Annotated in this window: 12 protein-coding genes and 1 pseudogene; 2 read left to right on the forward strand and 11 right to left on the reverse strand. The window is 60.3% G+C overall.

Going from position 1 to position 12,833, the window contains the following annotated elements; translation table 11 throughout:
• Window positions 1–90: 90 nt before the first annotated feature.
• The gene (locus ATY75_RS00155) at window positions 91–732 is read left to right on the forward strand and encodes a DUF47 family protein (RefSeq protein ID WP_088936227.1); all 642 of its coding nucleotides are present in this window, start codon (window positions 91–93) and stop codon (window positions 730–732) included.
• Window positions 732–1,733 carry an inorganic phosphate transporter gene (locus tag ATY75_RS00160; protein ID WP_088935967.1) on the forward strand — a complete coding sequence of 334 codons (1,002 nt, stop codon included), beginning with the start codon at window positions 732–734 and terminating at the stop codon, window positions 1,731–1,733. The genes ATY75_RS00155 and ATY75_RS00160 overlap by 1 nt, the downstream gene beginning before the upstream one ends.
• 43 nt (window positions 1,734–1,776) lie before the next feature.
• Here the strand turns inward: ATY75_RS00160 and ATY75_RS00165 are convergent, their stop codons facing one another.
• From ATY75_RS00165 to ATY75_RS00215, 11 genes and pseudogenes are all read right to left on the reverse strand, one after another.
• Entirely contained in the window at window positions 1,777–2,742 is a 966-nt protein-coding gene (locus ATY75_RS00165) for a sugar kinase (protein ID WP_088936228.1), read from the reverse strand.
• Between the two features lie 122 nt (window positions 2,743–2,864).
• Window positions 2,865–3,680 carry a carbohydrate ABC transporter permease gene (locus ATY75_RS00170; protein WP_088935968.1) on the reverse strand — a complete coding sequence of 272 codons (816 nt, stop codon included), beginning with the start codon at window positions 3,678–3,680 and terminating at the stop codon, window positions 2,865–2,867.
• Complete coding sequence (locus tag ATY75_RS00175) at window positions 3,680–4,621, reverse strand: sugar ABC transporter permease (protein WP_088935969.1); 942 nt, start codon at window positions 4,619–4,621, stop codon at window positions 3,680–3,682. Before ATY75_RS00175 ends, ATY75_RS00170 begins: the two co-directional genes overlap by 1 nt.
• Window positions 4,621–5,949, reverse strand: coding sequence for a sugar ABC transporter substrate-binding protein (locus ATY75_RS00180; RefSeq protein ID WP_088935970.1), 1,329 nt, complete (start codon window positions 5,947–5,949; stop codon window positions 4,621–4,623). Before ATY75_RS00180 ends, ATY75_RS00175 begins: the two co-directional genes overlap by 1 nt.
• A gap of 55 nt (window positions 5,950–6,004) precedes the next feature.
• Entirely contained in the window at window positions 6,005–6,664 is a 660-nt protein-coding gene (locus ATY75_RS00185) for a GntR family transcriptional regulator (protein ID WP_041672083.1), read from the reverse strand.
• Between the two features lie 24 nt (window positions 6,665–6,688).
• Window positions 6,689–7,573 (reverse strand): dihydrodipicolinate synthase family protein, encoded by an 885-nt coding sequence (locus tag ATY75_RS00190; protein WP_088935971.1) that lies wholly within the window; start codon window positions 7,571–7,573, stop codon window positions 6,689–6,691.
• Between the two features lie 88 nt (window positions 7,574–7,661).
• A complete protein-coding gene (gene repC, locus ATY75_RS00195) occupies window positions 7,662–8,954 on the reverse strand; it encodes a plasmid replication protein RepC (protein WP_088935972.1) in 1,293 nt (430 codons plus the stop codon).
• A 154-nt stretch (window positions 8,955–9,108) separates the two neighbouring features.
• The gene (gene repB, locus ATY75_RS00200; RefSeq protein WP_088935973.1) at window positions 9,109–10,110 is read right to left on the reverse strand and encodes a plasmid partitioning protein RepB; all 1,002 of its coding nucleotides are present in this window, start codon (window positions 10,108–10,110) and stop codon (window positions 9,109–9,111) included.
• A gap of 4 nt (window positions 10,111–10,114) precedes the next feature.
• A complete protein-coding gene (gene repA / locus ATY75_RS00205; RefSeq protein ID WP_088935974.1) occupies window positions 10,115–11,308 on the reverse strand; it encodes a plasmid partitioning protein RepA in 1,194 nt (397 codons plus the stop codon).
• Between the two features lie 277 nt (window positions 11,309–11,585).
• Window positions 11,586–11,770, reverse strand: a pseudogene (locus tag ATY75_RS34955) (hypothetical protein); the annotation flags it as partial.
• 41 nt (window positions 11,771–11,811) lie between these two features.
• Window positions 11,812–12,729 (reverse strand): DUF72 domain-containing protein, encoded by a 918-nt coding sequence (locus ATY75_RS00215; RefSeq protein WP_245317525.1) that lies wholly within the window; start codon window positions 12,727–12,729, stop codon window positions 11,812–11,814.
• Window positions 12,730–12,833: the final 104 nt, after the last annotated feature.

Consider the following 12,833-nt stretch of genomic DNA (forward strand, 5'->3'; position numbering starts at 1 on the left):
TCTGTCAATGACTTCCCTTCTCCGGTCTCGCGGCTTTCCATGGCAGCCATCGTGCTTTATGACGATTTTGTGACAGTCCATGGAGTGCCGATGTTAAGCTGGTTTCGAAAACTCATGCCGCGCGAAGATCGATTCTTCGATCTCTTCGCTCAACACTCAAAAACCGTCGTCGGTGCGGCCGAAGCGCTCAACGAACTTTTGAGCGGCACGGACATCGAAGGCCATTGCGCCCGGATCGTTCAATTGGAGGATGAAGCGGACGAGATTACCCGCCAAGTGCTGCTTGCCGTGCGCCGCAGTTTTGTTACGCCCTTCGATCGCGGCGATATCAAGGATCTCATCCAGTCGATGGACGATGCGATCGACATGATGCAGAAAACCGTGAAGACCATCCGGCTGTTCGAGCAGAAAAGCTTCGACCCTGTGATGCAGGAAATGGGAAAGACGATCGTCCAGGCGGCACATCTGATAGCCGAAGCCCTTCCTCTTCTCGACCGGATCAGCACCAACGCTCCGCGTCTGTCCGCGCTCGCGGAAGAAGTGACACGCGTCGAGGGCCGGTCCGACGAGTTGCACGAGCAGGGCCTGAAGGATCTTTTCCGCCGCCACGGCGCCTCAAATGCGATGGCTTATCTTATCGGCAGCGAGATCTATGGCGAGCTTGAGAAGGTCGTCGACCGTTTCGAGGATGTCGCCAATGAAATCAGTGGCATCGTCATCGAGAACGTTTGATGGAAGCCACCCTCGCCCTTCCCCTTCTTGCCGCGCTCGTGGCTGTTGCCCTCTTCTTTGATTTTCTCAACGGCCTGCACGATGCCGCCAATTCTATCGCCACGATCGTGTCGACACGGGTGCTGCGCCCGCAATATGCGGTGTTTTGGGCGGCTTTCTTCAATTTTATCGCCTTCTTATTCTTTGGTCTGCACGTCGCAGAAACGCTCGGGACCGGCATTATCGATCCGGCCATCGTCACGCCGCAGGTCATCTTCGCGGCGCTGGTGGGCGCGATCGTCTGGAACATCGTCACCTGGGTCTTCGGTATCCCTTCGAGCTCATCGCATGCGCTGGTCGGCGGGTTGGTCGGTGCCGGTCTGATGAAGACAGGTTTCAGTTCGATCGTCTGGAGCGGATTGTTGAAAACGGCCGGCGCCATCGTGATGTCGCCGGCGATCGGATTTTTCCTTGCACTGCTGCTCATCCTGATCGTCTCGTGGATCTTCGTGCGGCAGACGCCTTTCGCTGTCGATCGGACATTCCGGATCTTGCAGTTTGTCTCCGCCTCCCTCTATTCCCTCGGCCACGGCGGCAACGACGCTCAAAAGACGATGGGCATCATTGCCGTGTTGCTCTATTCGCAGGGATATCTGGCCGGCGGCTTCCATGTGCCGCTCTGGGTCGTTCTCTCATGCCAGAGCGCAATGGCGCTCGGGACGCTTTGCGGCGGCTGGCGGATCGTCCATACCATGGGATCGAAGATCACGCGGCTCAACCCAATGCAGGGCTTCTGTGCCGAAACCGGCGGAGCCTTGACGCTGTTCGGCGCAACCTGGCTGGGCATCCCGGTCTCGACGACGCACACGATCACCGGCGCCATCATCGGCGTGGGTGCCGCCCGCCGGCTGTCAGCCGTTCGCTGGGGCTTGGCCGGCAATATCGTTATTGCCTGGGTCGTCACACTCCCGGCCGCCGCGACCATTTCAGCGCTGTGTTATTGGCTCTCGGACTTCTTCTAAGCCGCTTCACACTGCCGGGCGACAGGCATTAGCGATCTCTCATCTAGGTCGCCGGCGCGTCCCAGCCCCGCAGCGCATCGCAGACCTCCGCTCTGCTGGGCGCGCCGATACGGCCGCCGAAGACTTGGCATTTGAGCGCCGCCGCCATGGACGAGAAGCGCATCGTCTCGGCGATCGGCGCGCCTTCTGCGATGGCCAGAGCGAAAGCTCCATGGAAAATATCGCCTGCCGCGAGCGTATCAACGGCCCTCACCATGGGAGCAGCAAGATGGAAGACTTCGCCGGCTCGGTCGTCGAACCAGAACGAACCGTTTTCCCCTGATGTGACGCTGATAAAGGCGTGCTCGAACTTTCGCTTCAAAAGGCCGACGGCCTTCGCCGGCTCGGCGGTTCCGGTCAGGCGCTCGGCGGCCGGCTGCGAGAACACGATGTGGCTGGCCGCCGGCGCCAGCATCTCGATCACGCCGTCGCCGGCAACGTCGCCATCGAGAATGGCCGGCTTGCCCGCCTCTCCGGCTGCGAGCAGCGTCCGCAATGCCAGCTTCGGCCAGCGGACGTCGACCAGAACCGCATCGAAAGCAGACACGTCCTGTTTTGTCACCGGCTTGACCGTCTCGTGCAGGGCAGCATCGTAAAAGGGCACGATCAAGCGCTCGCCCTGATCATCGACAAGGATCGTCGAGACGGCCGAGCGGGCGCCTGCCACACGGACCATGCCGCTCGTATGGATACCACTGTTGCCGAGGTCGGCAATGATGCGTACGCCGGTGGCATCATCCCCGACCGCACCCCAGAGGCTGGCATTGCCACCCAGCCGAGCGACCGCAAAGGCCGCGCTCGACGCCATGCCTTCGGCGACCTGCAGCATATCGTAGGGGAGAATTTTTCCCTGGCCGGTCGGCAGCGCGCGCACACGAAACAGCGTGTCCAGCACCGCAGCGCCGACGCACAAAACGCTGCGCGGCGGAGAGCATGATGCCGAAAAGTATGAGCGGTTTTCGGACGGCATCATGCTCTAACTCTTTAATTGAGAACAGGATTCAGATTTTAGGCCAACCGAGCCTAAAATCATCCTGATCAGGCAGGCGGGTCGAAGGCAGGAGACGTCGTTAAAACCGTCGTCTCAGTTGCTCACTTGACGGCTCCGGCCGTCAGTCCCGCTACGATCTGCCGTTGCGCAAACACCGTCAAGATCAGCACCGGCAGAGTGACGATCAGCGCCGCAGCGGCAAGCGGCCCCCAACTGACCTGTTCGAACGAAAGCATATTGTAGACCGCGACCGGAAGCGTGCGCGTCTCGCGGCTGGCGAGCACGATGCCGAAGACGAAATTATTCCAGGAGAAGATGACCGACAGGATGAAGGCGACGACAATGCCGGGTTTGGCGATCGGCAAAGCAACCAGGCGGAAAATCTGCCAGGGCGTCGCGCCGTCGATGCTCGCAGCCTCTTCCAACTCCATCGGCGTCGTTTCGAAATAGCCGATCATGATCCAGACGACGATCGGCACGGTGACGACGAGATGAATGATGATCTGCGGCACCAGCGTGCCGAGCAGGTTGAGCCACTGGAACAGCAGGAAAAGCGGAATGAGGAAGGAAAGGCCGGGCGTCATGCGCGCGATCATGATGACCATCGCCGACTTCTCGGCCTTTAGCCGTGCGATGCCGTAACCGGCGGGCACGCCGATCAGCAGCGCCAGAAGCGTGGCGGCACCGGTCACCAGCACCGAATTCCACAGATAGAGGAAGAAGTTGTTCTCCTCGAAAACCTTCACATAATTCGTCCAGGCGAAACGCTCCGGAATAAAGATCGGCGGATAGGCGCCGTTGTCGATCTCATATTTCAGCGACAGCGAGATCATCCAGAGGAAGAACAGGACGACCGGCGAGATCATCACCAGGGCAACGAACAGCAGTCCGATGCGATCGAGTGTCTTGCGTTTCATCAGCGAGCCTCCCCATCGGACCAGTTCGCACGCTGCCGCAGCATCAGAAGGACGAAGGAAAGCAGCACGATGAGGATGAAGAACACCACCGCCATGGCCGAGCCATATCCGATATCGTAATAGGCGAAAGCGGTGTTGTAGAGATAGATATTGATCGTTTCCGACGCCGTGCCCGGGCCGCCCTGAGTCATGGCATAGATGATGTCGAAGCTTTTGACCGCATCGATGCTGCGGATAATCACGGCGATCATCAGGAAGGGTGCGATCATCGGCAGCGTCAGATAGCGGAATTTCTGCCAGACATTGGCGCCGTCGATCTCGGCACTTTCATAGGGCTCGCGCGGAACCGCCGCCAGGCCGCCGAGCACGATCAGCATGATAAGCGGCGTCCATTGCCAGGTCTCGACCAGCACCAGCGACGGGATGACGCTGCCCTGATTGTAGATCCACTCCTGCGGACCGATGCCGATGAAGGAAAGAAGATAATTGAGCACGCCGAGCTGCGGATGGAACATCATGGTCCAGACCAGGGCGATGGCGACCGGTGTCGCCATCATCGGCATCACGAATATGCCGCGCAGAAGGCCGCGCAGCGGAAACTGTGCATCGAAAATCAGCGCCGCCAGCGTTCCCAGGAAAAGCGGCGCCACCACGGAGAGCGTCGTATAGAGCACCGTATGCCACAGCGACTCCCAGAAGCGCATGTCCACGGCCAGCCGGGCATAGTTGTCCAGCCCGGCAAAGACCTGGGACTGGCCGAGCGTCCAGCTGTTGACGCTCATCCAAAGGGTAAACACCCATGGAAAAACGATGACGGCCGCAATGACGATCAGCGCCGGGATGACGAAGGGCCAGTAGTTGGGAGCAACGCGACCCGCGTTGCTCCTTGCCTTCGAGGCTGCCTTGGCGGCTGCGGCCGTTTCGATGCTTGCCGAGGTCATTATCCCTCGCTTTTCGCCAGGACGGGCTCGAACTGCGCCGTCGCGGCCTTGAGTTCGGCTTCCGGATCGGCGCCGCCGATCATGTTGGTGAGACCGACGCCATAGATGTCGCGGAATTCGGTGACCGGAATGATGACCGGCAGCGCCAGCTGCGAGATCTTGCCGGAACCGACAACGGCATCGAGCCATGCGCCGGGCATCTTGACGCCTTCGCGGACCTTCGCATCCTCGAGCACGGACTGGCGGAAAGGAACGCCGGCGCCGGCCTGCAGCAGACGGGCACCCATCTCATGCGAGATCGCCCATTGGCAGAAGAGGTAAGCCGCTTCCTTTTTCTGGCTTGCAGCGACGACACCAAGCCCGTCGCCGAAGGTACCGGCAGCCTGTGCCTTCGGGCCTTTCGGCATGATGCCGTAACCGACCTGGCCGACGACGCGCGATTTTTCCGGATTTTCGATCGGCGGCGCAAAGCCGACGCCATCCAGCCACATGCCGATCTTGCCCTGCAGGAAGGCCGACTGGGCCTCGGCCCAGTTGAAGCCGGAGACGCCGGGAGGGGCGGTCTTGGTCATCAGCCTCTGGTAAAGCTTGGCGGCATCGACCGCTTCCGGCGAAGTCGTGCGCAGCTTGCCATCGGGGCCGAGCGGGCTCGAACCATAACCGAGCAGCAGCGATGTCCAGACCGGCGTATTGGCGTTTTTCAGGCCGCGGGCGACGAAGCCGTAGGTGTTGGTCGACGGATCGGTAAGTGCTTCGGCCGCACTTGCCAGCTCTTCGAACGTCGTCGGGTAGGAAAGCCCCTTCTTCTCGAACAGCGCCTTGTTCCAGTAGATGATCCAGTAATCGACCGAGAAGGGAAGAGAACGCAGGACGCCGCCGGCGTCCTTGGCGAAGGCGAGGCCGGCTTCGGCGAAATCACCTTCCGTCAGGGATGGGTCGGTCAGCGCCGGATCCTTGAGGAAACCGCCGATATCGGCAAGCCAGCCGCCCTTTTCGAACTGCCGCTTTTGGACGTGATAGCTCATATGCACGACGTCGAAGCTCGGTTTTCCCGAGCTGAGCTCGATGGTCGTCTTCTGGCGCTGCTGCTGCTCGGGCGTCGCTTCGGCGTTGACCTTGATGCCGGTGAGCGCCTCGAATTCGGGCAGATACTTCAGAAGTATTTCGCTGCGCGGGCTCTTGACCAGATTGACCTCGAGCGTGGTGCCGGCGAAGCGCTTCCAGTCGACGGCAGCCGACGCCGAGCGCAGGCCGAGTATGCTGCTCGCCCCGAAAGCGGCCGTGCCCGCGAGAAAGCCGCGTCTCGTCGTATTCAAAAAAGATGGCATGGTATTCCTCCTCTTTTTGCCGGCGGTCTCCTCACCTCCGGCTGATTATTCCCGGTTATATCCTCAGCGCACGATCCCTTGCACCGTTGATGTGTGCGACAAGGCTGTTGACGGCGTCCTCCGCCGATCGTCGTTCGATCGCTTCGAGCACCTTCAGATGCTCGCCCATGACAGGCCCGACGTGACCCTCGATGCGAAACCGATCCTGGCTGATCAGCCGCATCTTGATCGAGTTTACCCGGTAGGCATTCGAAATGATGGTATTGCCAAGCGCATCGATAAAGGCGTCATGCATGCCCCAGTCGACGGCTTGCGCGCGCAGTTCCAGTTCATGCGAGCCATCGCCGCTTCGAATGGCATCGGCAATATCGCGATGCTGCTTCAAAAGCCCGGCGATCGTCTCGTCCGACGCAGACCGGGTGAAGAGCGCCACCGCCTCCTTCTCCAGGAACACGCGCAGTTGAAACGCCTCACGGATGAGATTGAGATCGATGTGAGCGATCTGCAACCCCCGCTGCGGCACCGTCTTGATCAGCCCCTCGGCTTCAAGCCTGGGGATGAGCTCACGGATGGCGCCGAGCGTCAATCCGGTCAGCTCCACGAGACGGCGCTGCGACACGAACTGGCCGGGGCGCACATCACGCGCAAGAAGATGGCGCGTGAAGCTCGCATACGCCTTTTCCCGCAGCGTCGGCTGCTCGTCCATTCCGTCCATCGCCTCTTCCCGCAGCATGCCCGACTATGTCGCTTTCGACTGGAAAAGCTTATCGAAAGCCATAACGAGTTGCGCCTGCCCTTCGCCGGATATTGAACCGAGCGGTGGGCGAACCGCAAGCCAGATCTCCTCCGACATCACGTGTGCCACCATCGCCTTCACGGCCGGGACGACAGGATATTTCAGCAGTTCGGCCACGAACCCCTCGATGCGGGGGTCGTCCTTGCCTTCTTCGGCCATCAGCTTGACGTCGCGGGGCACAAAATTGGCCATCCCGGAGATTGCCCCCTGGCCGCCGAGCCGCACGCCCTTGGCGAGATGCCGTTCATCACCCACCAGGATGATGAGATCGCTATGCGCCTTGAGCAGGCTTTCGGTATACAGCCAGTCGCCGGAAGAATCCTTGACGCCTGTGACGATATTGGGGAAGGCGGTCCGCAGCCTTCCGATCAGCGACACGGTCAGCGGAACCATGGTGAGGGAAGGAAGGTTGTAGACGATGATATCCCGCGCCTTGTCGCCCAATATGGCGAATACCGCCGAAAACCACTGGAAGACACCGTCGTCGCTGACGTTCTTGAAATAGGACGGCGGGGCAAGAAGGATATTGCGAACACCCTTGGAAAGAGCGTGATCGGCCTGCATCGCCGCATCCTCGGCGGCGTCGACCAGTACGCCGACGATGATCTTTTCCGCCGCGATCCCGGCATCGAGGAAGGCCGCAAAGACGCGGTCGCGTTCCCGGCTGCCGATCGAGGAGCCTTCACCCGTCGTCCCGAACAGCGTGACGCTGGAGCATCCGGCAGCAAGGCATCGCCTCGCCTGCGCGATCATAACCTCAATCGCTATATCGCCATTGCCGTCAAACGGCGTGGCGAGAGCGACTGACAGCCCGAACTTCTGGGTCAAATATATCCCTCCCAATTATTGGGATTGATGTAGCAGAGTAACATGTTAGCTGTAAAGAGATGATTGCAGGCTGGCATTAGGTTCTCCCTTAACCGGCGCGCCTTGCAGTCGGCCCATTTGCCCGCGCGAGCGCCATCAGCATCGGCCCGATCGCGAACTCGCCTCTTTCGGTCCTACGGGTGAGATCTCTGAGATAACCACCGGGCGAATTGATATGCCCTCCCCTTTCCAGAATGCAGGCGATGACGGTCGCGGCATTTTCCGGGCCCATGCCGGAGCAAGCCTCCTCATAGGCCGAGGGGCTGACGCCGAGCATCGAGCGCACGATGACCGCGGCGGACATCAGATCTCGCCAATTGCCGATTGTTCCGCCCGGCCCATAGTCGAGGATTTGGGGGCAGGCTTGGAGAACAAGGGCGAGCGGGAAGGATTTCAGACCTGGGCCTGACACCGGAGCTGCCTTGCCAATCATTCCAGCCGACGGCTTGAGTGGCCTCGGCCTTTGCTTACCCGGCGGTTCGGCCATAGCCTCGTTGTATGTCGCTGCCTTTTCGCCCTGCTTCGTTTCGAAGCTTGGTTCAAGTTCATAAGTTGAGTCGGGGTTTGAATTCTGTTTGTGACGCTCAATCTGAGACTCATTGGCGTCTATTTTTTGTCTTTTAATCTGCCTTTCCAGCAAGTTGACGGCTTCGTCCCGCAGCAGGGCCATCTCGTCGAGCAGCGATGCCAGCGCTTCGATGCTCGCCACGCGGGGGATCCTGGCGACGATCGCACGAAACATTACCGTCATCTGCTCCCAGTCGCCTGGAACCGCTTCTTCGATCGCCGTTGAAATCAGCTTGGAAATGTCTCGCCGACAAACCGTCAGCCGTTCCCGGGTTGCTCTCAGCAGTTCCCGGTCGGCAATCGTTTGGGCGGCAAGGCCTTCGATCTCGGCCGCACGGGCAAGCAGCGGCGCGACGCTGAAGCCGAAAGCTTCGCCGATGGCGCCAGCCCTGTCGCGGCGGGCATAACGCTTTCCATTCGGGCTGTCCTTGCGCAGGATCAGGCCAGCCTCGACCAGCACGGCCAGATGCCGCCGGAGTGTGGCCGGCGTCATGCCGCGGGCGCGGAGCGAAAGCTGCGCGTTCGAAGGAAAGACGATCAGGCCTTTTTCCTCGGAAATCTCGTCATCGGGATAGAAAGTCAACAGCGCGTCGAGCACCGTCAGCGCCCGATCGGTCACGCCGAGCGCCGGTCTCGCTTCGCAGATTGCCCTGAACAGCTTCCACTTGCTGCGTTTCATCCCCGGCTCGATGGTCTCGGCCAGTTGCTGGCTTGCCAGCATGCCAAGCGACATCGGCCGCCGCCCAAAGGGCGTCGTCACATATCCACTCTCCATTTGCCGTCACCTTCGCTCAGGCAAAAGAAAACCATCCACCAATTTGGTGCCTAAGACGCTTGACTGTGATTCGTGGAAATGCGATTCTCGATGTGCTTAAGATCTGAGAAGGGCTTCCACGACGCCGTCGTTGGGGGCCTTTTTCTTTTGCGCGCTACGCTCCTCTGTCCTTGTTGAATTCCTGGAACAGGCTCTGCAGCCGTTCCTGGACGAACTGATCGAAACCGGGTGCGGTCTTGCCGTCGAAGACGAAGGTCGCGCCTGACGCTGTCTTTTTGATCGTCACCGGCACGCCGCTGACCTGGGTCTTGGCAATCGCCGGCTTCGGCGCAGCTGTCCGCTGGGTTGCCAGCACAAATGCGCGATGAAACCGCTCGTCGCTTGGAATTTTTCGGGCGTCGTCCGCGGACAACTCGGCGATGATTTTCCCGATGTCGGCACCTTCAAGCCGCTCGCCCAGTTCCAGCCACCGCCGGCGGCCGATATCAGGAGCCGCGCCGATGGCGTTGATGAGATCAAGCGGCACCTGCCGTATGACGATCAACATCCTTGAAAGCGCCGCCTTGTCGACGGCGAGCGCCGCCATGATCACCTCGCGGCCGAAGCTGCGGTCTTCAAGCCTTGAGGCGAAGAGCGCGCGCTCGATATAGGAAAGATTGGTTCGGGCGCTGTTTTCCTGGCCTTGGCTGACGACCAGCTGACCATCGGTCAGGTCGCGGACGACCGCGCGCACCCTGATGCCGAGCTCCCTGGTGGCGGCCAGGCGACGATGTCCGTAGGCGACCTGGTAGCGTCCCCTGGTCTCGGGATGCGGGCGGACGAGGATCGGAACCTGCTGCCCATGCTCGCGGATCTGTTCGACAAGCTGTGCCAGCTCGGCCGCATCGATCGCCAATCTGTCGCTGACGAAGGACGCGTCGATCAGGCCGGTATCGAGTTCGACGATGGCCTGGCCGGCGGCGAGCTGCCGTTCCAGCTCACTCGCCCGCTCCATTTTTTCGGTAATGTTGCCGAGTGTCTTGGTAATGCCGCCGACCGGGGCCGCACTGCGCTCCTGAGGCACGAATCCCGCGATCGGGCGATTGTCGCGCGGTGCGACAGTTTCCACCCTGGCCGGGCTCGGGGCGGAGATTTCGATAAGATTCTTGCGCGCCATCTATCTACTTCCTCCCCCAGGTCGAGCGGATATGCGCCTCGATCTCGCTGTTCACGAGATTGAGCGACTCCAGCGCCCGGTCATAGGTGCCGCGGGTGAACTGCGACCGCTCCACCTCGTAAAGGGTCTGCTTGGTGACACCGGCGTCGGAGACCGCCGTCGACTTCACCATCGCATTGCGAAGCATCCGATTGCCGAAGATCGCCCGCATGAAGCCGGTCATCTGGCTTTGCGGCCCATCGTTCGGCTCGAACCGCGTCACCAGATAGCGCATCCAGTCATAGCTGGTGCGCCCGCCGGCCTTTTCGACCACCGACATCAATTCGCTCGTCATCGTCAGGAACTGCGACATCGACATGACATCGAGCATCTGCGGATGAACCGTGATCAGAACCGAGGTCGCTGCGCAGAGCGCCGACATCGTCAGGAAACCCAACTGCGGCGGGCAGTCGATGACAACGACGTCGTAAAGGCTTTCGATCTCCGTCAAGACCTCGCCGATGCGGGCAAAGAACATCGTCTCAGCCCTACCCGAAGACATCGCCTTCGGCGTCTCGTGCTCGAATTCCATCAGCTCGAGATTGCCGGGAATGAGATGCAGATTGGGCGTGTAGGTGGCGCGCACGATGTCGGCGATGGGACGCGGCTGCTCGTAGCGGATCGAGCCATAGATCGTTTCGCCCTCGCCGACGTCGAATTCCGGCTGATGGCCGAACAAGGCGGACAGGGAAGCCTGCGGGTCGAGATCGACGGCGAGCACGCGGTAACCCCTCAGCGCCATGAACTGGGCCAGATGGGCCGCGGTCGTGGTCTTGCCGGACCCCCCCTTGAAATTCATGACGGAGACGATCTGGAGCTTTTCCCCCGGCCTTCGAGCCGGCACATATTTCGGCGTTCCATTTCGCTCGTCGAGGACCCGGCGAATCCGGTCCATATCGATTGCGCTGTAGAGCCGCCGTCCGTTTGCCAACGGATCGGGCCCGTGGCCGTCGGCGGCCACCTGCCGGAGATAACCTTCACCGATGCCGATGAAGGCCGCCGCTTCCGCCGGCGAAAATGTTCTGATGGTCTTTTGGGAAAGCGGCGGGAAGATTTTTGCCTGGTGCTGCTGAAGTTGATAGGACAACTCCTTCGCATCTGTTGCCAGAAGCGAAGGGAGATGCTCTTGATCGTCCTGAAGAGCAAGACTCGGCTGCATGATCTATTTCCCAAATAACTGCGCAATTTTGAACGAAAGCGCTTCAGTTGCGCAGTTACTATATGCCGCGATTCGTGACCGAATTACAAATGCTTAACCAAAAGGCGGGTCGAGGCATACGAAACAGTCGCGGGAATTTGGCGTTCTCGCCGACCAATCGGCAGGTGATTCGCACCCGCCCGGGCTACTGACGAGCAAGGCCGCGGCCCTCGTTATGCACATGAAATTCATTGAATTTTATGTGGTGCCGCCGGCGGGACGGAAAGGTTTTGCCTGACTATCTGCGGTCGTCTTTCAGGTCGTTGCTGCCGTTGATCACGAGCAGCCCGTCGGATGCTTTGTCCGGTTTGAATATTCCCATGCTTTCCATCTTGCCGCTCGCGTCGGTCAGGTCGAGACGATAGCCGGAAGCCTGTAGCGTCCGCTGGCGCCCGGCCGTTTGCCGGACGTAGTGACGCCCGATGATCTCGCGCCATCACCCGCCTTGGCTTTAGGGATGGAACTTACGCGTCGCCTAACAGTCGCGAAAGCGTCTTGGCGTTCTTGAGGGCGTTGGCGTCTCTGTCGTTGTTGAAGTAGGCCCAAACGGTCTTCGCACCACTGCTCTTTATTCGGTCGGCCCAGACTGACAGTTCGGCTTCGCTGTAATCGTGGCGGTACCATTTCGTGGTCCCATGAAAGCGAACATAAATATCGTCTGCGGTCTTCACCAATTCATCCGGAAGACGCGGCCCGCTACATGAGCAGAAGATCGCACCGGCCGCTTCAAACTGGCGGAACACCTCATCGTTCCACCAACTTTTGTGGCGGAATTCAACGACATTCCGGCGGCACGGATCGAGCTGCCGAAGGATTAGGTCCAGAGTGTCGGGGGAATAGCGGACGCTTGGCGGCAGCTGGAAGAGGAAGCACCCCATGCGCTCACCGAGCATATCCGCGACATAACCGAAATCTCTGATCAATTCCCCGCAATCTTCGAAACGCCTGATATGCGTAATGAGCTCGCACACCTTGATCGTATAGACGAAATCGCCGTTCACCTGGCGAAGCCAGGTTTTGACCGCGGCGACTGTCGGCCACGAATAGAACGGAGCGTTCAGCTCGACCGTCTTAAACTCTCGTTCGTAAAACGAGAACCATTGATTTCGAGGAGCATCGGCCGGATAAAACAGACCCTGCCAGTGCCAGTAATACCAGCCCGAGCAGCCGATATTGAGCCTGCGCTTACCTTCGCACGCGGATGCCGCTACCTCTCGCTGCTCCGATTTGAGCCGGGCTTCGTGCATCTTCGCAGCACGTTCGACGTTGGCCTCGCGCTGCTTGCGACGCCGCTCTTCCCGCCGCGCCTTCCGCCTCTCCCGGTCATCCGTCGACATCTCCGGCACGTCAAAGCTTCCATGTGTATGGCCGGCTTCAAACATCCCTAGTGTGCATGGCGACGAACCGGCCGGCAGTAGCCTCGATTGCAGGTGTTCAACTTCGAAGGAAACCATCTGTTCCGCAGAGACCGCGGCGACACCGCCCG

The sequence above is a fragment of the Rhizobium sp. N122 genome (genome assembly GCF_002211295.1).
Classification (GTDB): domain Bacteria; phylum Pseudomonadota; class Alphaproteobacteria; order Rhizobiales; family Rhizobiaceae; genus Rhizobium.